This is a genomic window from Thalassospira sp. CA1 (assembly GCF_059052855.1).
Map to the genome: position 1 here is coordinate 1 of NZ_JBZCIA010000014.1, position 22,445 is coordinate 22,445.

Below are 22,445 nucleotides of genomic sequence, written 5' to 3' on the forward strand. Positions count from 1 at the left end.
TGTATATTATTCACCGTTTATTGAGGCCCCAACAGATCCACTGCGCTGAACAAGACCACCTCAGCCGCCAAGTGGCCGAGGACTCATCCTTCGGAATTTGGCAGCAAGCACAGCTTGAGAGGAATGAATTCCTTTCCCTGTGGATCACCGTGCTGTTAGGATGCACCATGATCCGACATCAACAAATATGGGCCGCCCTTGATCAAATCGCCGAAGATCACGGTTTGACGCCTTCGGGACTGGCCCGCCTGGCACAACTCGACCCGACCACGTTCAACCGGTCCAAGCGCACCACCGCGCAGGGCAAGGCGCGCTGGCCGTCGACCGAAAGCATTTCAAAGGTGCTTTCCGTCACCGATGTCAGTTTCCGGGAATTTTCCGAACTGGTGGATGGCAATGGTGCTGGGCGTATCCCTGTGATCGGCTTTGCCCAGGCGGGCAATCGCGGCTTTTTTGATGATGCCGGTTATCCGGTTGGCGGATCATGGGAAGACATCACCTTTCCGGCTCTGCACGATCCAACCGCCTATGGGTTGCGGATATCGGGGGAGTCCATGGCGCCGGTGTTTCGCGATGGCGATCTGATCATTGTCAGCCCGGCGTCAAACATCCGCCCCAAGGACCGCGTGGTGGTCAAAACCCATGAAGGCGAAGTCATGGCCAAGGAACTGGTCCGGCGCGGCGCGCTGGGTGTGGAGTTGAAATCCCTGAATCCCGATTTCGAAGACCGTTTTATTCCGGCAGAGGAAATCGACTGGGTCGCCCGTATTCTGTGGTGCAGCCAATAAGCATTCGAGTAAGCCTTTGGCCTTTCGCGCACATTCGATGATTGATCTATTCAAATCCGCCCTGCGACACATTACATTTGGTCTTAGCAAAAGAACCGGCTGATGCCAGAGGGGAAGGGGAACAATCGTTTGACGCTGCAACGCCATCACATTGTGCGTTCTCTGGTGGTTATCCTTGCCTATTTCGCAACGGGCTATGCCGGACTGCAACTTCCGTTCTTTGGCACAAGTGTAACCCTTGTCTGGCCGCCATCGGGCATCGCAATTGCCGCGATGGTGTTTTGGGGCTGGCGATATTTCCCGGCAGTGTTCATCGGTGCCCTTCTGGTTAATCTGGCGACGTCGCCGTCGGTGCCTGCGGCCCTTATGATTGCGGCGGGCAATACACTTGCCGCGGTGTTGCCCGCCCTTTTGATCGTGCGCCTTGCCGGGAATTATCCGCTGGCGCAATTCCGCAGCATGCTGGTTTTCCTTGCGCTGGGCGCGGTATGTAGCCCTGCCATAGCTGCCCTTTTGGGCAGCACCACACTCAGCATGATTGTTATCGGCAACTTTGATCAGTTCGGCGAAATCTGGCAGGGCTGGTTCCTGGGCGATCTGGTTGGTGCGATTGTGGTCGGACCACTGACCTTGCGCCTGATGAACCGGCAGCCGGTATCGCGTTCGCTCCAGCACTATGGCGAGCTTTCCTTCATCGTAATTGCAGCCGTCGTTCTGGCCTCCGCCGTTCAGACAACGCCGCTGATCTCAAAGCCCGAATATCTGTTTATCTTTGTCTCCGTACCGCTGGTGATCTGGGGGGCGGTGCGCTATGGGCTGCTGGGCGCGGTTCTGATCAACGCCGTCATCGTTGCCGACATCATCGTCTTTGCCGCCCTTGGCAATAAAACCTTTGTCGGCGTCGGACTGAATACAGGCCTTCGCAACCTTTATGGCTATGTCATTGCCATTTCGGTCTGCACCTTGTTTCTGGCTGCGGGCATGGAACGGATTGCCGCGATCACGACACGAACCCTTGATGGGCGGCAATCCGAAGATGTCCATCGGTTGCGCCGGACGCTGTCGATCATCATTGGCGTGATCGGGTTTGGCGTCTCGGGGCTGGCATCCTGGTACACCTATACCCAGCTTGTTGCCGCCGACCGATCATCAACCGACCAGTATCGCCTGGCGTTTGAAGCGTCCCTTCGCGAAGAACTTGGCGGGGCCACCGATGCACTGATCGCCGTCCGGACCCTGTTTGATGTGCATGGCAGCATTTCGGCCAATACCTTTGATGCGATGATTGCCCCATGGGTCAACCGTCGGCCCGGTGTTGCCGCCCTTGAATGGGCGCCGCATGTTGAACGCCGGGCGCGCGGCCTGATTGAAGAAAATGCCGAGCTGCGCGGGGTGACCAATTTCGCCATCCGCGCCCTTGTCGATGGCGAACTGCAAACGTCAAGCGAACAGGATACCTATTATCCGGTCTTCTTTGTCTTCCCGCGGTCAGGGAATGAAAAAGTCATCGGCTTTGACATGATGAGCGAGCCTTCGCGCCGACGTGCGCTTGAAACCGCCCTTCAGACCGGCAATGTCACCCTGACCGAGCCGCTCGAACTTGTTCAGGCGAATTCGGCGGTCGTGACCTCGCTTGCGTTTCTGGCAGTTGAAAATCGTCGGGACCGCACCGGACCACCACTTGGTGTCGCCATCGGGGTGTTGCGTCTGACCGACATGATCAGCCGGGCGGCACGGGTGGCGCGCATTCCACTGAATTTTGAAATCCATCTTGCCGACCTGAAATCCGAGTCTGATAAGAAACTTATCTATTCCAACCGGTTAGCCAACTATGCGATAGAGCACATTCAAGAGGAACTGGAAAAGCCGTTCAACCCGAATGTTTCGAACTTCACGTTTGGCTATCGCGACTGGACGATTGTCCTGCATCCGTCAGAGCCGGGCTTTGGCACGCTGCTTTATTGGCAGCCATGGGCGATCTTTGTGTTTGGCAGCACGGTCAGCATTCTGCTTTTGATCTATCTGCGATCACTGAACCGCACCGAAAAATACATCGTCAATCTGGTCGAGACCCGAACCCGCGAACTTGAAGACGCCCGCGCATCTGCCGAAAACGCCATGAACCGGGCCCAGCAGGCTGATCGGGCCAAATCGGAATTCATCGCCCATATGAGCCATGAATTCCGCTCCCCGATGACATCCATTTTGGGCTATGCGCAGCTCGCCAGTGACAGTCTGGACAAAGATGCCAATACCGAAACGCTGCGCAGTTACCTGTCGACCATTCGCGGGGCCGGTCGCCATGTCTTGTCGCTGATTGGCGATATTCTTGATATTTCCAAGATCGAGGCCGGTAAGCTTGTGCTGGAAGAAAACCCGTTTGACCTTCATCACATCTGCGAAGAAGTTGTTTCGATGATGCTGGTCCCGGCACGCGCGCAGGAAAGCACGCTTGAACTTGAAATCGATCCCAAACTGCCGCGCCATGTCACCGGCGATCCTGTGCGACTCAAACAGGTGCTGACCAATCTTGTTTCCAACGCCATCAAATTCACCAAACAGGGCAAGGTTCAGGTTCTGGTAAAGGCACTTGATGTCGGGGATGAAACCGTTTCATTCCGCATTTCTGTGCGTGATGACGGGATCGGCATTGCACATGACAAACTCGAAGCCATCTTTGATGCCTTCACACAGGCCGACACCACCACGACGCGTCGTTATGGCGGCACGGGACTTGGCCTGACCATTTGTCAGCGCATGGTTCAGGCCATGGGCGGCCGGGTGCAAGTCGAAAGCCAGGAAGGCAAAGGCAGCCGTTTCTGGTTTGATCTGACCCTGCCACGCAGCAGCGAAACCGACGTTGCCCGACAGGAAGGACAAACGGCAAACCCGGACGACGCCCGGTCTGAAAAGGCCGAGGCAGCTGATCCGGGCGCATGGAACTTGCTTTTGGTCGAGGACATCGAAATCAACCGCATCCTTGCCCAGAAACTGCTGGAAGCGCAGGGGCATACGATTACCACGGCTGCTGATGGCCAGATCGCGCTTGATATTCTTGCCGGGGCCGATTTCGACGCGGTTCTGATGGATCTTCACATGCCGGTTCTTGATGGCATCGAGGCCACCCGGCGTATCCGCGCCTTTGACGATCCGGTCAAGGCGACCATTCCGGTGCTTGCCCTGACCGCGGACATATCAAACGACAATCTCGAAAACTTTCACGAGACTGGCTTTGATGCCTATTGCACCAAGCCGCTTGATATCGCGATGATTGATGCTCAACTAGCCCGCCTTATTCACCGCAAATTTGACGCCCGTCTGGCGCGAAATGACACGCCGGCAACCTGATGCGCGGGCCGCCTAACGGCTGATACCGGTCATGGCTTTAAGTTCTTCGGCGACATTGGGCCCCGCAGTCAGGATCGGTGCGCCTTTTTCAAGCGCATCGGGTGCGCCCAGATAATCATTGGCCCAACCGCCGGCTTCCTGCATCAACAGGATCCCGGCCAGACAATCCCACGGATTGATATGCGGTTCGTAATAGCCGATCATCCGCCCGGCCGCGGCATAGGCCATCGAAAGTGCGCCCGATCCGTTCCGCATAAAGATGCCCTTGCGATCCAACAAGTCCTTGATAAACGGCATAATCGCGTCACTTGTCGTGCGATGTGACATGCCAAGCCCCATCACGCCATCGCCGACGGTTTTGGCCTCACTCGCCTTGATCGGCTCGCCATTGGCAAGCGCCCCCTGACCGCGACGGGCACTGAACAACTCTTTGCCACATGGCTGATAAATCAGGGCAATCTCGATCTTCCCCTTGACGACAAGGGCGATGGAAATGCACCAGCTTGGCATCTGATTGACAAAGCACGCCGTGCCATCAATCGGGTCAATCACCCACAGGCAGTCATTGTCGCCCTTCTCAATGCCCATTTCCTCGCCCAGGAAGCCGTCCTCGGGAAAGGTGTCGGCGATCTGATCACGAATAATCGCCTCGACATTCTTGTCGGCGATACTGACCATATCGAGCGGATTTTCCTTGGCCTCGACCTCAAGATCGCCGGCACTGCCGTCGAAATACTCCATCGCCCGCTTTCCGGCAGTGCGGATGACGTCGCGGGCATGTTCGAACCGCGCGTCGAGATCAAGTTTGACGTCATCACCCATCCTGTTTTCCTTTCAAAGCGGAAAGCGTCTCAAAATCAACTATCTATAGAAAAACCTATCGCATAACTGCTTGCAAGGTTTCATGACATTTCAAAGGCACTAATTCGGTGATGTTTTCTTTGACCATCTGATTGCAAAAATCCTATGCTAGGCAGCGCTAATGAACTGCCCCACAGGAGTACAAAAATGGGTCACGCCGCCACCGAAAGCACTGTCACAAACTGGACCTGGTATCAGGGCCAATGGCACGAAGGGAACCCAAACATCATGGGGCCGCAAACCCATGGTGTATGGATGGCCTCGACCGTGTTTGATGGCGCGCGCCGCATGAACGGCAAAATGCCCGACCTTTATCCGCATTGTGCGCGTGTGATCCGCTCCGCCGAACTGATGGGCATGAAGCCAGCGATTACGACCGAAGAAATTGTCGCCCTGGTCAAGGAAGGCGTTCAAAAGTTCGACCCGGAGCTGGCGCTTTACATCAAGCCGCTGGTCTTTGGCGGCGAAGGCTTCATCGCGCCGACGCCCGAAAGCGCGCAGTTCGTGCTATGCATTTCTGTCAGTGAAATGCCAGAAGCCATCCAGACCGGCTTTAGTGCCCGCAAATCAAGCTTCCGCCGCCCGTCGCCGGAAAGCGCTCCGACCGAGGCCAAGGCATCCTGCCTGTATCCCAATGTCGGTCGCGCGGTGACCGAGGCCACCAGTTCGGGCTTTGACACCGGCGTGATGCTTGATCCGATTGGCAATGTTGCCGAGTTTTCCTATGCCAACCTGTTCTTTGCCAAGGATGGCACGGTTTACACCCCGGCGATCAATGGCACGTTCCTGAATGGTCTGACCCGCCAGCGCGTGATCAAGCTTTTGCGTGAAGACGGCGTTGATGTCGTGGAAAAGACCTGCAAGTACGAAGAACTCGAAACCGCTGACGAGATCTTTGGCACCGGCAACTATTACAAGGTCGCCCCGTGCGTGAAACTGGATGACCGCAACCTGCAGCCCGGCCCGATCACGCGGCGCGCGCAGGACCTTTACACGGCCTTTGTTGCCGCCAGCGAAGACTGATCGTACTTGGCACTTAGGCACTGTGCACTTCGCACATGATCGACAGACAAACGGCCCGGATATCCGGGCCGTTTTTTTGTTCCGTCAGAACGCCTTCTTACTGCGTCAAGGCCCTCGTTCTTACTGCGCCAAGGCTCGGGGCGCGCTATTGCCCGCCACATACGGATATTGCGCAAAGATCGACGCCACCGCCGCCCGCACCGTTTCATTGGGGGCCTCGCGAAGCGAACTTGTCACCCGCGAAACAGCAGTACCTTCCCAGACCATCTGACGGGTCTGGCGGTCGACAAGATCGATGCTCAGCGTGCCCTCGGTGTAGCTATCGACATAGCCCGGTTCGACATAACCCGGCCAGCCGACATACATGCCGCTGCGATAGCCATAATAGCCGCCCATATAGACCGGCGGTGAGGAGCGTGTCTTTTCCTCGGTCTTGAGATGGAAATTGATCAAAAGGTCGGGGTTATGGATATCAAGCTGATATCCGCGCGACACCATTGCGGTGTTGATCGCATCCTCGATCCGCTGACCAGACAGGGTCTGATATTGCGCCTCGGCATTCTTGCCGGCCCCTTCGACAAAGGCGAATGTCTGATACTGTCCGAAATCGGCCGCCGGATCGGCATCGGTATAGATGCGCGGACCTGTGGCACAGGCCGCCAGGACCGTTGCCATCATTGCCACCAGCACAAGTTTCATCTTCGTCATTGCCCGTGTCCTTTGGTTTGAAATGTTTGCCGGACCAAGTGCGACACGCATCGGGTGAATGCGCCAATCCCCTAATTCATCATCAGAAAATGCGTAAATAATGGCAATCAACTTTTGAGGGAAAAACAACCGGGGTTTAGCCAAGCAGATCTTTGGCCAGTACGCGCAATTCATTGATCTCATCATCAAGGATGGCCCGATCCCCCATGCTATGGGCCAGAATAATCGCGCCTTGCCAGCGCATGATGATCTGACGACCGGTCTTTGCGGCTGTTTTGCGATCTGCCCCGCCTTCTTCAAGCTGATCCGCAACCCAGTTGATCAGGGCGTCAAACACCGCCTGGCCGGTTCTGCGCGACGGGGCGAAGTCGGCATCATTGGGCATATCAAGCATCAGTCTTGCCAACGGACAGCCGTGACTGACCCTGCGCGGGGTCATGGCATCAAGATAATCAAAGAACTTTGCCAACCGATCCGCGACCGAACGCGACGTCGAGATACTTTCAAGAAGCGGGACAAACTCCCCTTCCATGGTCTCAAGCGCCGCCAGGGCAAGGTCATGTTTCTTGGGAAAGCGGTAAAACACGCCACCGGCGGGTAACCCGGCCTCGGTCGCGACTGCCTGAATGGTGGCGGCGTGATAGCCATCGCGCCAGATCACATTCATCGCCGCACGGGCAAGCTTTTGACGCTTTTGCTCGGAACTCAGCTTGGTGGCCATGGATACCTCAACACATATAAGTCAGTTCACTAACTTATATCTTAAACATTATGTTCCTGTTAACTGCGCGGTTTAGGTGCCCTTTGGATGCCTTAGTCCGCATTTAGGCATACGGAGAAATTTGAAAGCATTGCACAGGGCGTGTATCACTGATCCATCGGACACACGCCAAAACGGCACAAGAGCAACAACACACACCGGAGCCACCGTGAAAAACAATCAATTCACCCTTGCTGATATCCGAAATGCGGTATCGGCCGGCGTGCTCAGCGAAGAGGCCTTTGCAAGGCTTGAAGGCTACCTTGCTAAACAAGCACAAGAGTCGCCTGAAACAGAAAAATTCACGCTGTTTCGCGGCATGAATGACATTTTCATCGCCCTTGGCATATGCGCACTGACCATCGGCTGGTTCGTTCTGTGGGGCCTGCTTGCTAATGGCCCGGCATTCTGGATTGCACCACCGCTTGCCATGATCGCCTATGTCGCGCTGGCGGAATATATCGCAGGTAAGCTCAAGGCGTCCCTGCCCTCGATCGCGATTATGGCCGCCCTTGGCGCGACGCTGATGATCTATGCGGTGGCGATTTACATGTCGCTTGCCGGGCCTGCCGGGCAGTTGTCCGATCTTGATACGGTGATTGATTTCGGGCAGCGGTCGATGAATGTGCTGGTGTTTGTCGCCATCATCGGCTTTGCCTTCCAGCTGGGCTTCTTCCTGCGTTATCGCCTGCCGGTATCCTTTGCGCTGATTGCTGCTGGCCTCGTTGGCGTTTTCTGGTCTGCTTTGATGGCGACCTTCGGCCCGGCGGCAGAACCCTATATCCCCTATCTGATCACGGCGACGGGCATCTTGTTGCTGGCCCTTGCGATCTTTATCGACAGCCGCGATCCCAAGCGGATCAATGGCTGGGCGGAATGCGCGTTCTGGCTTTATGTCTTTGGCGCACCGCTGACCATCCATTCGATTGCCGCAACGTTTGAGGCCGGCGCCCTTGCGATGATCCCGGTGATTATCATTGCCATGGTGCTGTCCCTGATCCTGGATCGCAGATCGCCGATCATCAGTGGCCTGATCTATGTCGGGTATCTGCTGCAATCCGGGTTCGAGGGGGCGGCGATTGATCCGTCCATGACCATCGTTCTGGTTTGCTTCATCGTTGGCGGGCTGGTGATGGCGTTTGGTGTGGGTTGGCAACGTGCCCGCCACGTGCTTCTGGCACCGTTTGAAGATCATCCGCTGCGGCGTTACCTGCCCCCAAGCTGATTTGAACGCATGAGGCCAGCACACATTCATGCTGGCCTCATGCGTTTTTATTATCGATGAAGCCCCGACTTCATCAATAGCAACAGGTTGCGCGGGTTCTCCCCCACCCGGCGCCAGGCATAGGCCCACCAGTCCTTGCCAAACGGCGCATACAGCCGCAGGCGATACCCCGCCGCAAGCAGTTCACGTTGCAACGGCTGATTGACCCCATAAAGCATCTCGAACTCGAACTGATCGCGCGCCCAGCCATTGTCATCGGCAAGCGCCGCGATCCTGAGCACCAAGTCGCGATGGTGACTGCCAAAGACAGGGAAAAACCCGCTTTGCTTGGCGGCATCTGACAACATCATCCCGGCCAGTTTCAGATAATTGGCATCAATCTGATCACGCTCGGTAAAGGATACGCTTGCCGGTGGGGCCATTGCCCCCTTGACCAGCCGCACCATCGCGCCGCGTGAAATCATGTCATTCAGATCAGATTCCGTCCGGTACAACCGCGCTTGCAAGGTTTGGGCAACCGGCACGCCAGCCGTCGCCAACCGATCGTGCAGCGCCAGCGTATCATCGACCATATCGAAATCTTCCATATCGATCATAAGCCGGATGGTCTGCGATGAGTTTGCCTGCGCGGCAATATCGCGGATCTGATTGGCGATCTCATCGACATGTTTGGTCAGAGCCGCCTCGCCCTGCATATAGCCCAGCTGCGACGGATCAATCGACACATGGACATCCAGTCCAGACATATCGAGGCTTGGCATCACAAAACAAAGCTGATCAACCGTTTCGCGGACCTGCGTGATGTCTTCAACATATTCACCAAGATAAAAGCTTGAAATCCGGATACTTTGTGCTGCCAGCGCATTTGCCCGTTTGACATGCCCGGCACCGTCATTGGCACTGACAAACTGCGCGGCCAGTCCGGTCTTGCGACCAATGGCCTCGCCAAGGGTGCGAAGCGGTTTGGAACAGGCGACCGCGATCATTGATTTCTGCCAAAATCCCATATCATTCAATTCCTTGCTGGTGACGCAAAGCACCGCAATAGCCAAACTGACCGGCAAATTATTGAATGATATGACCCAAAACGCAAAACGGCCCACCAAATGGCGGGCCGTTTGAGGCTCTTATCTGATCGATTGTTTACGCAGACAGGTCTTCACCCGCCAGAACGCGATCAATCAGGGCAACACTTTCATCAAGGCCATAAAGCGCGATGAAGGAGCCCATGCGCGGGCCCTGTTCCTGACCCAGCAGCACTTCATAGAGCGTTTTGAACCAGTCGCGCAGGTTATCGTAATTGTGGTTTTTGCCCACGGTGAAAACTTCGGTCTGGATGTCAGACGGGTCGGTGCCCGGTGCAATTTTAGCCAACGCATCGCGCAGATCCTGAAGGGCTGCTTTTTCTGCCTCGGTCGGGGCGCGGTAAGACTTGGTCGGTTTGACAAAGTCGCTGTAATAGTTGATCGCATAGCCGACCAGCTTATCAAGATACGGCGAGCTTTCAGGGGTTGCGCCGGTGGCATAACGCGAAATGAACTTCCAAAGCAGGTCGCGATCATCGGTATTGCAGACCGAAACAAGGTTCAGAAGAATACCGAACGACAACGGAATTTCGCGATCCGGTGCGGTCCCGGCATGAATGTGCCAGGCTGGGTTCTGCAGGATCTTTTCCGGATCGGTTTCGGTTTTAAGCTTTTCGGCAAAGGTCAGGTACTCATCCACGGTTTTCGGGATGACATCGAAATACAGACGCTTTGCGGTTTTCGGCTTCTGGAACATGAACAGCGACAGGCTGTCTTCCGGCGCATATTTCAGCCAGTCTTCCATCGAAAGACCATTGCCCTTGGATTTGGAAATCTTCTGGGCATTTTCATCGAGGAACAGCTCGTAGTTGAAGCCTTCCGGCGGGGTGCCGCCAAGCGCCTTGACGATCTTGTTGCCAAGCTCGACTGACGGAATAAGGTCTTTACCGGCCATTTCATAATCAACGCCCAGCGCATACCAGCGCATCGCCCAGTCCGGCTTCCATTGCAGTTTGCAATTACCGCCCGTCACCAGCGTTTCAACCAGATCACCGGTTTCCGGATGTTCGTAAACGATGCTGCCGCTCTCAGGCTTAAGCTCGGTCACCTTGGCCATCAGGACCTTGTTGGTGCCCGGCTCGACTGGCATGAACGGGCTATAGGTCGCACGGCGTTCTTCACCAAGGGTCGGCAGCATGATTTTCTGGATCGCGTCATAACGTTCCAGAAGGCGCAAAAGCGCCTCGTCAAACATGCCCGAACGATAACAGTCGGTCGATGATTTGAATTCGTACTCGAACCCGAAACCATCAAGGAATTCACGCAGCTTGGCATTGTTGTGATGGGCAAAGCTTTCATGCGTGCCAAACGGGTCCGGAACGCTGGTCAGGGCCTTGCCAAGATGCTGCGCGACCATGTCCTTGTTTGGAATATTGTCCGGGACCTTACGCAGGCCATCCATGTCATCGGAGAAGCAGAACAGCTTGGTCGGGATATCGCACATGGTTTCGAACGCGCGACGGACATAGGTCGTGCGCGCAACTTCGCCAAAGGTGCCAATATGCGGCAAACCCGACGGACCATAACCGGTTTCAAAAAGGACATAGCCCTTCTCAGGCGCCTTCTGTTTATACCGCTTGACCAGCTTGCTGGCTTCCTGAAAAGCCCAGACGTTGCTGTTAAGTGCGGCATCTCGAAGATCGGCTGTCATTTTTGAAACCTTGTTTGTCAGTTGGATCGTTAAATTCTCGGGAAATATACGTATCACGCTGATCGCATGTTTGCGCGAAGCTATACCCCACTTCGGGCCAAGATCAAGCACCTGTTGCGCATGGCTGCCAAATAATCGCGGAATTACCGGGCCAATCGCCGATATTTATCTGCAGGCGGTTGCTTGTAAAGCCAGCTCCGCGGCTACACCTAAGTGTAGTTGACTTTAGTCACCTGCCAACAAATATCGGATAGTGGGCAAGCACGCTTAAATTGTGAAGAGCTTTTATTGCATAACCATACGCTTATGCTGCGATACACTATTAGTTTAATTTAATACTATTGATCGTCCGCAAGCGAAGGCAAACCCGATCGACCAACCAAACACGATGATTGGAGTGTGTTGATGTCGTTTGGAGAGACCGGTGGGCACATCACCGAAAACGCCTTTCCGACGAAAAGTCCGGATCAAAGATTTGAACGCGTTGTTGAGTACGCGCCAAATGCCATGATCCTGATTAGTGCGGATGGCACCATGGAAATGGTGAACGCCCAGACCGAAATCATTTTCGGCTATGCGCGTGATGAACTGCTGGGCCAGCCGATTGAAATGCTGGTCCCCGAACGTTTTCGTACCGGACACCCGCGTTTGCGCCGATCCTATTCGGAGCAGCCCAATCCCCGCCCGATGGGGGCTGGCCGCGATCTTTATGCCTTGCGCAAGGATGGCAGCGAGTTCCCCGTTGAAATTGGTCTGAACCCGATCTCTGACGGTGAAAAGCATCAGATCCTTGCGGCTATTTCCGACATTTCCGAACGCAAACATCGCGAAGAACAGATCGCACGATCGCTTCGTGAAAAGGAAACGCTGCTTTCCGAAGTCCATCACCGGGTGAAAAACAATCTGCAGATCATTCACAGCCTGCTCGATATGCAGACATCCTCGGTCATTGACATCCAGGCACGCGAAGCTCTGATCGACAGTTGCAATCGCGTCCGGTCAATGGCGCAAATTCACCAGTCGCTGTATCAAAGCGAAGACATCGCCAAGGTGAATTTCGCCGATTTCTGCGAAAGCCTTATTTCGTCGCTTCTGGCGACATTCAATGTCGATATCAACCGGGTGCAAGTCAAAAGCAATCTGGCCCATGTCGAACTCACCATCGATCAGGCCGTGCCATGCGGACTGATTGCCAACGAACTGATCACCAATGCGCTAAAACACGGTTTCCCCGACGGCGCAAAAGGTCAGATTACGGTATCGACCCAGATGAATGACCAGGATGTTGTGACCTTGCGAGTATCCGATAACGGGCGCGGCATGCCCGATGACTTTACCCCGGGCACGAGTGACGGGCTTGGCCTGCAACTGATTGAACTGCTGGCCGACCAGGTTGGCGGCACGCTTGATATCACGACCAATGGCGAAACCACCTTTGTCATCAACTTCAAAATAGGGAAGTGATCGGGATGCCACATTCAGTCCATGTCATGATTGTCGAGGACGAACGTGTTATCGCCCTTCATTTGCGCAAGCAGCTTGAAAAGCTGGGCTACCAGCGCACCAGCGCACATACGCGCGGCAGTGACGCCCTTGCGGCCATCAATGAAGATCCACCTGACATTATCCTGATGGATATCCGCATCGAAGGCGATATTGACGGCATTGAAACGGCGGCTGGAATCCCGCCGCACCTGATGATCCCGGTCATCTATCTTTCGGCCCACTCCGAAGACGCGACACTGGCGCGCGCGCAAAAAACCCGTCCATATGGCTATCTGATCAAACCGTTTTCGGACCGTGAACTGCATGCCACGATCCAGATGGCGCTGGAACGCCGCACAGCCGAACTGGCCCTGTCAGAAAGTCAGCACCGTCTGTCGCTTGCGATGAACGCAGCCCAGATGAGTTGCTGGGAAATTGATGTCCTGACCCGGCAAATGCACTCCACCGGGCTTGGCAATGCCGACCTTAATCAGAATGCCGAAATCGTCACCGAAAGCTGGGATGGCTTTCTTGAACGCGTCGCAACAGAAGACCGAGACATGGTGCGCAAGGCCTTTGCCTATGCGGTTGCGCATGGCGATTTTTATGACGTTGTCTTTCGCAGTCTGGACACGGATCAGAACTATCGCTGGCTGCGGGCCCGCGGCAAGTCCTTTGGCGATGATCGCAAAGGGTCACAACGCATCATCGGCATGATGCAGGACATCACCGATCAGCGCCTGACGCAGGACAAGCTGCGCGAAGCCATGACGGTGTTTGAAACCACCCAGGACGGCATTCTTATTCTTGATCCTGACCTCAATGTTACCAACGCCAACAACGCCTATTACCGGATCACGGGCGAGACCGAAGAAAACACGCTGCAAAAGCCGCCCTATTTTCTTTCCGCCAATGAACATCCTGCCGAATTCTTTCAGGAATTGTTTTCCGGGCCGGGTGCCCGCCGCCAATGGCATCGCGATCTTGATACCCACAACGCCAGTCGTGGCCCGATATCGCTGTCCCTGCAGGTTATTGCCGTTGAAAACGAAGAACACGAGCTGACCCACTATGTGATGATCGTCTCTGACCGGACCGCCATCCGGCAGGCCGAACAGGAATTGCATTACCTTGCCCAGTATGACGGACTAACCAGCCTGCCCAACCGGTTGCTTGCGACAGACCGCCTTAATCGCGCGATTGAACGTTGCGAACCCAGCGGCATGATGGTCGCCTGCCTGTTTCTTGATATCGATGATTTCAAGACGATCAATGACACACTTGGCCATGCCGCCGGCGATCAGGTCATTCTGATTGCCGCAACCCGGATCAAGGGTATTACCGAACGCACCGATACGATATCCCGGTTGGGCGGCGATGAATTCCTGATCATTCGCGAAAACATTCCCAACGAAACAGCGGCCGCCAATCTGGCGCAAAAGATCATTCAGGAACTGCAACGCCCGTTCTATATCCGTGGCCACGAAATGAATATCGGGGCAAGTTTGGGCATTTCACTCTATCCCGTGCATGGCCGCTCATCGCACGACCTAATCCGCCTTGCCGATACCGCGATGTATGCTGCCAAGGATCGCGGACGCAGAACCTTTGCCCTCTATGAGCCGGAAATGACGGCCAATGCCGCCCATTACATGACGCGCTCCCTTGAATTGCGCCGCGGGCTTGAAAACGAAGAACTGGTTTTGCATTACCAGCCACAGATTGATGGCAAAACCGGCGACATGGTCGGTGTTGAAGCTTTGCTGCGCTGGAAACATCCGGTCCACGGGCTTGTCGGGCCACATGAAATCATCCCAATTGCCGAAAAAAGCGGGCTTATCCTTGAAATTGGCAGCTGGGTGATCCGCGAAGCCTGCCACCAGGCCCGTCGCTGGCAGGATGAATATGGCCAGAAACTGCGCATGGCCGTCAATGTATCGGTCCGCCAGATGCAGCAACCCGGTTTTGCCGACAGCATCGCCCATGAACTGGCGATTTCCGGCCTCCCGGCCGAGGATCTTGAAATCGAAGTCACCGAAAGCATGATCCAGGACGAAGTCAGCATGATCCAGACCCTGCACGACCTGCGGGAAGTGGGGGTTTCACTGGCAATTGACGATTTTGGCACCGGCTATTCATGCCTGCGGTCGATCAAAAGCCTGCCGATCAGCCGCATCAAGATCGACCGTGCCTTTGTAAGCGGAGTACCGGGCAACAGTGATGACGTGGCCCTGATCAACGCAATGCTGGCAATGGCGGGTGCGTTGGGCCTGTCGGTCACCGCAGAAGGCGTTGAAACCAAGGCACAATATGACTTCCTGCGCGATGTGCCGGGCATCAAGCTGCAAGGGTTCCTTTTCGGAAAACCTGTCCCCGCCGAGGAAGTGTTTGCGCCGACAATCGGAAAAACCAAACGATTTTAATAACAAAAACTACATATTCAGACAGCTTCCCTTTCCAAGTATTATACCTTAGAGTAATCGCCTAATATGACGTGCCTTATTGCACTGCCAAGCCATTGACTTGGCTGGTGCATTACTCAAATGCGATCTTCAAACGAAAGCATAGGTCGGAAGGATGACTGTATGAACTTTTCGTCCCTGTCCCTTGGCGCGAAGCTGACGCTTGTCAGTGCTGTAACCATCGCGCTCTGCCTGATTGCAGGCATATCTCTTCAAACCGTTCAAACAAGCCAGACCACCGAGGAACTGACCGTCGGCGAAGCACGTGGGGTGGCAAACCATCACGCAGAGCAGGCTGGTAGTGTTCTGAATGGCGGGATGTTGGTCGCAAAAAATCTGGCCGGGGCCTTTCGTGCGATCCGCGAAAAAGGCGGCGTTGATCGCGCGGCATATAACGAAATTCTCAGTCGAACCCTGATCGATAATCCGACACTTGCCGGCGCATGGGCAGGCTTTGAAACCGATGCCCTTGATGGCAAGGATGCCGATTACGTAAACGAGGGTGAGCCATTCGGCGACGGCAGCGGCAAATACGTCACTTATTATTATAATTTTGGTGACGGCATTACCCCCTATCACCTGACTGGCCTCGATAATCCCGAGATCAACGAATATTACACCACCCCGCGTGACACCAATCAGCCCTATGTCACCGACGCCATCACCTATGACATTCAGGGTCGTGACGTTGTTCTGACATCCTTTGTCTATCCGGTGCAAAACCCGAACGGTGATTTTCTGGGTGTGCTGGGCGTTGATCTTGAACTCAATGCCCTGTCAGAACGCTTTGCCGAATTGACACCGTTTGGCACTGGTACGGTCAATCTTGTCTCCGCCCAAGGAACCTGGGTTGCCCACGAAGACCCGGAAATCCGTGGCACCACCCTTGATGGCAACAACCCGATCCATGCGGCCATCCTCAAAACCATGCAATCGGGCGATGCGATGCGGATTGATGATGACACAACCATGCACATGATTGTCCCGGTCGAGATTACCGGATACCCCAACAAATGGGGCGTTGTGGTCAATGTGCCGCTGGCGACCGTCTTCGCCCCGGCAGACAATCTGCGCAATATCACCCTGATCGGCGGTGTCATCCTGTTGGCGATTGTCATTGCAGTGGTTCTGTTGTCGACCAGAACTCTGGTCGCGCGCCCGATGACGCGGGTGACCAGTGTGATTGATCACCTTCAGAAGGGTGAGTTTGACATTACAGTGCCCTATCTCAAACGCGATGACGAGATCGGGGCAATTGCCAAGGCGCTAGAAGCCTTCAAAGAGGCCTCCGCACGCATGCAGATGGCCGAACGTGAAAAGCTTCAAGCCGAACAGCGCGCCAGCGACGAACGCAATCGCACGCGCTTGCAGATGGCCGACGAGTTTGAAAAATCGGTGGGCTCGATCGTTGTCAATGTGTCTGACAAGGCCGGAAACATGGAACAAGTGTCCCGGCAAATGCGGCGTGCTGCTGATGAAAGCTCCGAACAGGCTGTTGTTGTTGCCGCCGCCGCGGACGAGGCAAGTGCAAACGTTCAGACCGTGGCGTCTGCGACTGAGGAACTGTCTGCCTCCATTCAGGAAATCAGCTCCCAGGTGGCGAAATCATCTGACATCTCGAACACCGCTGTCGAAGAAGCTTCACGTGCCAACGCCATGGTTACCGGTCTGGCCGAGGCGGCCGATCGCATTGGCGAAGTGGTTAACCTGATCAATGACATTGCCGCCCAGACCAATCTTCTCGCACTGAATGCCACCATCGAGGCAGCCCGTGCTGGCGAGGCTGGCAAAGGCTTTGCCGTCGTCGCACAGGAAGTCAAAAACCTGGCCAACCAGACCGCCAAGGCGACCGAAGACATCGCCCAACAGATTGGCTCCATCCAGTCCGAGACGCAAAATACGGTTGGTGCGATTGAACGGGTGACCGAAACCATTTCCAGCATCAACGAAATCGCCACCGCCATTGCATCCGCGGTCGAGGAACAAGGGGCTGCCACCGCCGAAATTTCAAGTAACGTTCAACAGGCGGCGGCGGGCACCAACGAAGTTTCGTCCTCTATCGGGATTGTTCGCAATACGTCCCAGGAAACCGGCGAAGCGGCCTCGAACGTCCAGGCCGGCGCAACCCAACTGGCCGAAGAAGCCCGCAATCTTGACGCACAGGTCAAAAACTTCCTTGATCGCCTGCGCAATATCTAGGGCGCAATCACACCTTTCGGCACATGACAAATCGGACGGCACCATGATTGGTGTCGTCCTTTTGTTTGATCCAAACTGCATTCAGTGATTGAATTCGAAAATAGTTTCACAATCCCCTTCACAAGCCGGGAATACTGACATGCTGCCGCTGCCCGTAACCATCTTTATCACCGCTGTATTTGTTTTGATGCTGACCGTGCTCAGCCTGATGGTTTCGATCCGGCGCGCCCAGCTTAATGTGCTGAGCGGGGATGGCGATGACAACACCCTGCGCCGGCGCATTCGTGCGCATGGCAATTTCGTTGAAAACGCCCCGCTTTGCATTCTGCTGATCCTTGCCATCGAGGCGATCCTGGCAACATCGACCATCATCTGGATTGTAGCTACCATCCTGATCGCAAGCCGGATTTTGCATGCCATTGGCACCCTGACCCGGTCCAAACGCATCATCGCACCGGCCATGGTCATGCAGCACATCACCCTTGCGATCTGCGGTGTCTGGCTTCTGATCCAGTCCCTTGGCAATCTGAGCGCTGCGGGCATGTGATGGGGTCTGGGGATTTCGCAAACCCGGATGTTGCGGCAAAATTCAATGCCTGCCCGGCGCACGCCCGGCGGGCATTGATGTCGATCCGGGGCTGGATCTTTGAACTGGCGGGCGAAATTGACGGGGCTGGCCCGATCACCGAAAGCCTGAAGTGGGGCGAACCCGCCTGGCGGCCCAAATCCGGATCGGGCATCACCATTCGTGCCGACTGGAAAGCCAAAACACCTGATCAGGTCATGATCTTTTTTGATTGCAAGACCGACCTGATTGACCGGACGCGCAGCCTGCTCTCGGCTGATCTGACGACCGAGGGCAATCGCGCCATTATCCTGCCGCTGGATCGACCCTTGCCTGAACCGGCGATCAAAACCGCGCTTGGCTGGGCGCTGACCTATCACCGGGACCGGAAACAAGATCGCAAACAGCAGGCGAACTAACCGCGATCAAACCTTCTGACCGCCGGCCTCCATCTGATCGCGCATGGTCCGCAAATCACGGTTCAGGCGTTTGGCGGTCTCGATATCAAGTCCGCTGGCCTCAAGAATGCAGGGCGGAACTTCTTCTGCCTTGTTCCGCAGATCTTTTCCGGCGTCCGTCAAGCTGACGCGCACAGATCGCTCGTCCTCCGGATCGCGCTTGCGGCTAACCAGTCCGTTGGCTTCAAGGCGTTTGAGCAACGGTGTCAGCGTACTGGATTCCAGATACAGCTTTGAGCCAATGCTCCGCACTGACTGATTATCTTCCTGCCACAGGGTCACCATCACCAGATATTGCGGATAGGTCAGCCCCAGATTATCCAGCAGCGGCTTATAGACCCGGTTAAAGGCATGACCAGCTGAATAGATCGAAAAGCACAGAAACTTTTCGAGCTGAAGCAGATCATCTTTGGATGAGTTGTCCATTGGTCTGGTCCTTTATTGTGGGTCAACAAGACATCGCATTGCGCAGAATTCTGCGCTTTCCATACCCACTGGCGATGTCCGTCTTCTCAAAACATCTTGGGTCTGAAATTTTCGAAGCCCAGCAAATTAAATCGCACGCGATTAAATAACAAGCGATTTTATTGCATGGCTGGGTTTCTCTTTTTTATATCGTGCACGACTTAATTGTGTGCGATACATAATTCAACAAAACGCAACGCCGCCCATCAAACATCACGGACGGCCCATTTAAAGGATCAGACCCATGAGCCCATTCAATTCAAAAGTTGCCGCTGCTGTTGTTTCTGGTGCACTGGCATTGTCGACCTCCCTGACCAGCACCGCAGCCTTCGCAGAGCCGGTTCTTGAAAACACCACCCAGGAGTTCATTGATGTCCTTTCCGCGTCTGGCGGCCCGGCCATCTACACTCTGACCCCGGCTGAGGCCCGCAACGTTCTGGCTGGCGCACAGGCAGGCGACGTTGCCAAACCAGCCGTTGATATCACCGACACCGTCTTTGGTGTTGGCCCAACAGGTGCCACCAAGGTCCGCATCATCCGCCCGGCGGGCAATACTGATCGCCTTCCTGTGATTGTTTATTTCCATGGCGCAGGCTGGGTGATGGGCGATACCGGCACCCATGATCGTCTGGTTCGTGAACTCGCGGTTCGCGCCAATGCGGCCCTGGTGTTTGTGGATTACGAACGCTCCCCCGAAGCACGCTATCCGATCGCGATTGAGCAGGATTACGCTGTGACCAAATATGTTGCTGAACATGGTGAACAGCTCAATATCGATCCAACCCGTCTGGCAATTGCCGGTGACAGTGTCGGGGGCAACATGACCGCTGTGGTGTCGCTTCTGGCCCAGGAACGCAAAGGTCCGGAAATCACCGCGCAGGTTTTGTTCTATCCAGTGACGGATGCCGATTTTGACAACGGATCCTATACCGAATTTGCCAACGGCCCGTGGTTGACCGAGCCTGCGATGGAATGGTTCTGGAACCAGTACCTGCCCGAAGGCGTTGATCGTACTGACCCGAAAATCACACCGATCCATGCAAGTGCCGATCAGCTTGCCGGTCAGGCCCCGGCACTTGTGATTACGGCGGAAAACGACGTGCTGCGGGATGAAGGCGAAGCCTATGCCCGCAAACTGAGCCAGGCTGGCGTTGATGTCACCGTCACGCGTTACAACGGCACGATCCATGACTTTGTCATGCTCAATGCCCTTGCCGATACCCCGGCTGCCAAAGGCGCAATTGCCCAGGCCGGTCAGTATCTCCACACCGCCCTGCACGGCGAATAACACGACGAATACAGGGGAATTGTCCCCAAACTTTAACACTCTTTAGGGTAGGTGCGGTTGCACCTGCCCGCCCCCGGCGACATATGAACCTAACAGCCGGGTAATCACCAACCGAACCAATGTTTAAACAAAGGATGAAAACCATGTCTGTTGATGTCAAATACACCGCACTCGCTTCTGCAACCGGTGGCCGCGATGGCCGCGCCTCGACTGACGATGGATCGCTTGATGTCAAGCTGTCCACGCCAAAGGAACTCGGCGGTGCTGGCGGTGACGGTCATAACCCGGAACAGCTTTTTGCCATGGGCTACTCGGCCTGCTTTATCGGCGCCATGAAGGCTGCCAGCGGCCAGACCAAGATCAAGGTGCCAAATGACGTCGGGGTTTCGGCTGAAGTCGGTATCGGTCCGCGCGAAGCAGGCGGCTTTGGCATCGCGGTTGAGCTCACTGTATCGCTGCCAGGTCTCGACAAGGCCGATGCAGAGAAGCTTGTGGAAACGGCGCACACCATTTGCCCCTATTCCAACGCAATTCGCGGCAATGTCGATGTGACCACGACCATCGCCTAAATTTCGTCTCCCCCCTGCTGGTCAGCTCCCCCCAAACTGTTGACCAGCAATTCCAGGCCCGGTGTCCCCCGCACCGGGCCTTTTTCTGTTCTCTGCCTGCTTGTGAAACAAACATTTGTCCTGCACTGTGGTTGGTGATGATCAATCAAAATGCCAAACAATCAAAATGACAGGAAACCGAAATGTCCAAGCAGCTTACCGTTGTTGCCACCGCACGCGCCAAACCCGGCATGGAAGACGAACTTGGCAAACGGCTTTTGGCATTGGTTGAACCGTCGCGCGCCGAGGAAGGCTGCATCAGCTACGACATGCACCAGTCAAATGACGATCCTGCCCTCTGGTTGGCCTATGAAACCTGGCGCTCGGAAGAAGACCTCGCCCGGCATTTCGAGATGCCCTACCTAAAGGCCTTTGCCGAGAGCAAGGATGAAGTGCTTGCACAACCGCTTGATGTCCGTAAATTCAGTCTCAAATCATAACGCCTGACTTGATCAGACTGGCTTTCAAACGTGCTTTTCGCCCTTTTCCTTTCCGCACTGACATCCGCAACCATCCTGCCCGGCACGTCCGAGGCGGCATTGGCCGCCCTCATTGCGTCCGGTGATCATGCCATATGGTTGTTGGTACTGGTCGCCACGGTCGGCAATGTTCTTGGATCGCTCATCAACTGGTGGCTTGGCCTTTATGCCGAGCATTTCAAGCACAAGCGCTGGTTCCCCGTCTCCGCCGAGGCACTGGATCGTGCATCGCGCTGGTTTGGCAAATACGGGCTGTGGTCATTACTGCTTTCATGGCTTCCGATTATTGGGGATCCGCTCACACTGTTTGCCGGGGTCATGCGGGTGCGCCTTCTGCCCTTCATCATTCTGGTGACCATTGGCAAGGCGGCGCGCTATGCCATGATTGCCGGTGGGGCAACTGGCTTGTCGAACATGTTTTCCGGTTGAATCATGAAATAATTCTTCAAAATATCGAAAAATAAAACCGCTCCCCTTCAGAAAATCCACCTTTGATTTAAATATTTAAAAATAAATCAATTGTAATATTACATCATCAATGTTTTCTTTTTATCTAACAGAGCCACGAAAAATACTTTTCACGGCCTGATTAAAAGGAATTTTATTTATGGCTATCGAAATCCCTGCATGGACAAAGCCCGGAATTTGGGGCGGCATTATCGGCGCCGCACTGATCACCATTGTCGGTTTTAGCACCGGCTCGGTGGTGTCTGGCGGCACTGCGCAGGAAATGGCCGATGCAAGCGGCAAGGAAGCAACGATCTCGGCAATGGCACCGGTATGTGTCGCCCAGTTCAAAATGCTTTCGCCCAACAATCAGACGGCGGAACTTACGGCCCTCAAGGCTGAAAGCTCTTACAAGCGCGACGATTTCGTGATTGCAAAAGGCTGGGCAACCATGCCGGGCAGCGACGAACCCAACAACGAGATCGCTCAGCGCTGTGCATCACTTCTGATGGATCTGACGACAAGCTGATCTGACACCGG

The 22,445-nt window shown here is 55.1% G+C and carries 20 protein-coding genes; 14 read left to right on the top strand and 6 right to left on the bottom strand.

Annotated features, from left to right (window positions below):
• The first annotated feature begins 167 nt into the window (after positions 1-167).
• Together AC5Q5A_RS18525 and AC5Q5A_RS18530 are read left to right on the top strand one after the other, a co-directional pair.
• Entirely contained in the window at positions 168-788 is a 621-nt protein-coding gene (locus AC5Q5A_RS18525; RefSeq protein WP_008890227.1) for a S24 family peptidase, read from the top strand.
• 102 nt (positions 789-890) lie between these two features.
• Entirely contained in the window at positions 891-4,136 is a 3,246-nt protein-coding gene (locus AC5Q5A_RS18530; RefSeq protein ID WP_493896186.1) for a CHASE domain-containing protein, read from the top strand.
• A gap of 12 nt (positions 4,137-4,148) precedes the next feature.
• Here the strand turns inward: AC5Q5A_RS18530 and AC5Q5A_RS18535 are convergent, their stop codons facing one another.
• The gene (locus tag AC5Q5A_RS18535; protein ID WP_493896187.1) at positions 4,149-4,958 is read right to left on the bottom strand and encodes an inositol monophosphatase family protein; all 810 of its coding nucleotides are present in this window, start codon (positions 4,956-4,958) and stop codon (positions 4,149-4,151) included.
• 186 nt (positions 4,959-5,144) lie between these two features.
• Here AC5Q5A_RS18535 and AC5Q5A_RS18540 point away from each other — a divergent pair, with 186 nt between their 5' ends.
• Positions 5,145-6,020, top strand: a complete 876-nt coding sequence (locus tag AC5Q5A_RS18540; protein ID WP_493896188.1) for a branched-chain amino acid aminotransferase — start codon at positions 5,145-5,147, stop codon at positions 6,018-6,020.
• A 120-nt stretch (positions 6,021-6,140) separates the two neighbouring features.
• Here AC5Q5A_RS18540 and AC5Q5A_RS18545 read toward each other — a convergent pair whose 3' ends face one another.
• A complete protein-coding gene (locus AC5Q5A_RS18545; protein WP_493896189.1) occupies positions 6,141-6,728 on the bottom strand; it encodes a DUF4136 domain-containing protein in 588 nt (195 codons plus the stop codon).
• 136 nt (positions 6,729-6,864) lie between these two features.
• Positions 6,865-7,449 carry a TetR/AcrR family transcriptional regulator gene (locus tag AC5Q5A_RS18550; RefSeq protein ID WP_493896190.1) on the bottom strand — a complete coding sequence of 195 codons (585 nt, stop codon included), beginning with the start codon at positions 7,447-7,449 and terminating at the stop codon, positions 6,865-6,867.
• Between the two features lie 208 nt (positions 7,450-7,657).
• On the opposite strand from AC5Q5A_RS18550, the gene AC5Q5A_RS18555 reads away from it, so the two are divergent.
• Positions 7,658-8,713, top strand: a complete 1,056-nt coding sequence (locus AC5Q5A_RS18555) for a hypothetical protein (protein WP_493896191.1) — start codon at positions 7,658-7,660, stop codon at positions 8,711-8,713.
• A 50-nt stretch (positions 8,714-8,763) separates the two neighbouring features.
• Here AC5Q5A_RS18555 and AC5Q5A_RS18560 read toward each other — a convergent pair whose 3' ends face one another.
• Together AC5Q5A_RS18560 and AC5Q5A_RS18565 are read right to left on the bottom strand one after the other, a co-directional pair.
• Positions 8,764-9,720: a proline dehydrogenase family protein gene (locus tag AC5Q5A_RS18560; protein WP_493896192.1), complete on the bottom strand. Its 957-nt coding sequence runs from the start codon at positions 9,718-9,720 to the stop codon at positions 8,764-8,766.
• Positions 9,721-9,856: 136 nt separating this feature from the next.
• A complete protein-coding gene (locus tag AC5Q5A_RS18565; protein WP_493896193.1) occupies positions 9,857-11,449 on the bottom strand; it encodes a lysine--tRNA ligase in 1,593 nt (530 codons plus the stop codon).
• Positions 11,450-11,854: 405 nt separating this feature from the next.
• Between AC5Q5A_RS18565 and AC5Q5A_RS18570 the strand changes: the two genes are divergently transcribed.
• The 5 genes from AC5Q5A_RS18570 to AC5Q5A_RS18590 all read left to right on the top strand — a co-directional run bounded on the left by AC5Q5A_RS18570 (position 11,855) and on the right by AC5Q5A_RS18590 (position 18,579).
• On the top strand, positions 11,855-12,913 hold the full coding sequence (locus AC5Q5A_RS18570) for a sensor histidine kinase (protein ID WP_493896194.1): 1,059 nt from the start codon (positions 11,855-11,857) through the stop codon (positions 12,911-12,913).
• Positions 12,914-12,918: 5 nt separating this feature from the next.
• Positions 12,919-15,357: a two-component system response regulator gene (locus tag AC5Q5A_RS18575; protein WP_493896195.1), complete on the top strand. Its 2,439-nt coding sequence runs from the start codon at positions 12,919-12,921 to the stop codon at positions 15,355-15,357.
• A 162-nt stretch (positions 15,358-15,519) separates the two neighbouring features.
• The gene (locus tag AC5Q5A_RS18580) at positions 15,520-17,595 is read left to right on the top strand and encodes a methyl-accepting chemotaxis protein (RefSeq protein ID WP_493896196.1); all 2,076 of its coding nucleotides are present in this window, start codon (positions 15,520-15,522) and stop codon (positions 17,593-17,595) included.
• A 139-nt stretch (positions 17,596-17,734) separates the two neighbouring features.
• On the top strand, positions 17,735-18,142 hold the full coding sequence (locus tag AC5Q5A_RS18585) for an MAPEG family protein (protein WP_493896197.1): 408 nt from the start codon (positions 17,735-17,737) through the stop codon (positions 18,140-18,142).
• The gene (locus AC5Q5A_RS18590) at positions 18,142-18,579 is read left to right on the top strand and encodes a DUF1801 domain-containing protein (protein WP_493896198.1); all 438 of its coding nucleotides are present in this window, start codon (positions 18,142-18,144) and stop codon (positions 18,577-18,579) included. Before AC5Q5A_RS18585 ends, AC5Q5A_RS18590 begins: the two co-directional genes overlap by 1 nt.
• Before the next feature lie 6 nt (positions 18,580-18,585).
• On the opposite strand, the gene AC5Q5A_RS18595 is transcribed toward AC5Q5A_RS18590, so the two are convergent.
• A complete protein-coding gene (locus AC5Q5A_RS18595; protein WP_493896199.1) occupies positions 18,586-19,044 on the bottom strand; it encodes a MarR family winged helix-turn-helix transcriptional regulator in 459 nt (152 codons plus the stop codon).
• A gap of 283 nt (positions 19,045-19,327) precedes the next feature.
• Between AC5Q5A_RS18595 and AC5Q5A_RS18600 the strand changes: the two genes are divergently transcribed.
• The 5 genes from AC5Q5A_RS18600 (at position 19,328) to AC5Q5A_RS18620 (ending at position 22,434) form a co-directional block, all read left to right on the top strand.
• Positions 19,328-20,371 (top strand): alpha/beta hydrolase, encoded by a 1,044-nt coding sequence (locus AC5Q5A_RS18600; RefSeq protein ID WP_493896200.1) that lies wholly within the window; start codon positions 19,328-19,330, stop codon positions 20,369-20,371.
• Between the two features lie 143 nt (positions 20,372-20,514).
• Positions 20,515-20,940, top strand: a complete 426-nt coding sequence (locus AC5Q5A_RS18605) for an organic hydroperoxide resistance protein (RefSeq protein ID WP_008890243.1) — start codon at positions 20,515-20,517, stop codon at positions 20,938-20,940.
• Between the two features lie 182 nt (positions 20,941-21,122).
• Positions 21,123-21,419, top strand: coding sequence for a putative quinol monooxygenase (locus AC5Q5A_RS18610; protein ID WP_493896201.1), 297 nt, complete (start codon positions 21,123-21,125; stop codon positions 21,417-21,419).
• Positions 21,420-21,449: 30 nt separating this feature from the next.
• Positions 21,450-21,887 carry a YqaA family protein gene (locus AC5Q5A_RS18615; RefSeq protein WP_063087747.1) on the top strand — a complete coding sequence of 146 codons (438 nt, stop codon included), beginning with the start codon at positions 21,450-21,452 and terminating at the stop codon, positions 21,885-21,887.
• A 178-nt stretch (positions 21,888-22,065) separates the two neighbouring features.
• Positions 22,066-22,434: a hypothetical protein gene (locus tag AC5Q5A_RS18620; protein WP_120226462.1), complete on the top strand. Its 369-nt coding sequence runs from the start codon at positions 22,066-22,068 to the stop codon at positions 22,432-22,434.
• The last annotated feature ends 11 nt before the right edge of the window (positions 22,435-22,445 follow it).

Excerpts from the sequence above, each read along its gene's own strand:
- AC5Q5A_RS18560 (WP_493896192.1), bottom strand. The coding sequence starts at position 9,720 with ATGGGATTTTGGCAGAAATCAATGATCGCGGTCGCCTGTTCCAAACCG.
- AC5Q5A_RS18525 (WP_008890227.1), top strand. The coding sequence starts at position 168 with ATGATCCGACATCAACAAATATGGGCCGCCCTTGATCAAATCGCCGAA.
- AC5Q5A_RS18580 (WP_493896196.1), top strand. The coding sequence starts at position 15,520 with ATGAACTTTTCGTCCCTGTCCCTTGGCGCGAAGCTGACGCTTGTCAGT.
- AC5Q5A_RS18545 (WP_493896189.1), bottom strand. The coding sequence starts at position 6,728 with ATGACGAAGATGAAACTTGTGCTGGTGGCAATGATGGCAACGGTCCTG.
- AC5Q5A_RS18585 (WP_493896197.1), top strand. The coding sequence starts at position 17,735 with ATGCTGCCGCTGCCCGTAACCATCTTTATCACCGCTGTATTTGTTTTG.
- AC5Q5A_RS18605 (WP_008890243.1), top strand. The coding sequence starts at position 20,515 with ATGTCTGTTGATGTCAAATACACCGCACTCGCTTCTGCAACCGGTGGC.
- AC5Q5A_RS18530 (WP_493896186.1), top strand. The coding sequence starts at position 891 with ATGCCAGAGGGGAAGGGGAACAATCGTTTGACGCTGCAACGCCATCAC.
- AC5Q5A_RS18590 (WP_493896198.1), top strand. The coding sequence starts at position 18,142 with ATGGGGTCTGGGGATTTCGCAAACCCGGATGTTGCGGCAAAATTCAAT.
- AC5Q5A_RS18550 (WP_493896190.1), bottom strand. The coding sequence starts at position 7,449 with ATGGCCACCAAGCTGAGTTCCGAGCAAAAGCGTCAAAAGCTTGCCCGT.
- AC5Q5A_RS18620 (WP_120226462.1), top strand. The coding sequence starts at position 22,066 with ATGGCTATCGAAATCCCTGCATGGACAAAGCCCGGAATTTGGGGCGGC.
- AC5Q5A_RS18570 (WP_493896194.1), top strand. The coding sequence starts at position 11,855 with ATGTCGTTTGGAGAGACCGGTGGGCACATCACCGAAAACGCCTTTCCG.
- AC5Q5A_RS18540 (WP_493896188.1), top strand. The coding sequence starts at position 5,145 with ATGGGTCACGCCGCCACCGAAAGCACTGTCACAAACTGGACCTGGTAT.
- AC5Q5A_RS18595 (WP_493896199.1), bottom strand. The coding sequence starts at position 19,044 with ATGGACAACTCATCCAAAGATGATCTGCTTCAGCTCGAAAAGTTTCTG.
- AC5Q5A_RS18610 (WP_493896201.1), top strand. The coding sequence starts at position 21,123 with ATGTCCAAGCAGCTTACCGTTGTTGCCACCGCACGCGCCAAACCCGGC.
- AC5Q5A_RS18575 (WP_493896195.1), top strand. The coding sequence starts at position 12,919 with ATGCCACATTCAGTCCATGTCATGATTGTCGAGGACGAACGTGTTATC.
- AC5Q5A_RS18535 (WP_493896187.1), bottom strand. The coding sequence starts at position 4,958 with ATGGGTGATGACGTCAAACTTGATCTCGACGCGCGGTTCGAACATGCC.
- AC5Q5A_RS18600 (WP_493896200.1), top strand. The coding sequence starts at position 19,328 with ATGAGCCCATTCAATTCAAAAGTTGCCGCTGCTGTTGTTTCTGGTGCA.
- AC5Q5A_RS18565 (WP_493896193.1), bottom strand. The coding sequence starts at position 11,449 with ATGACAGCCGATCTTCGAGATGCCGCACTTAACAGCAACGTCTGGGCT.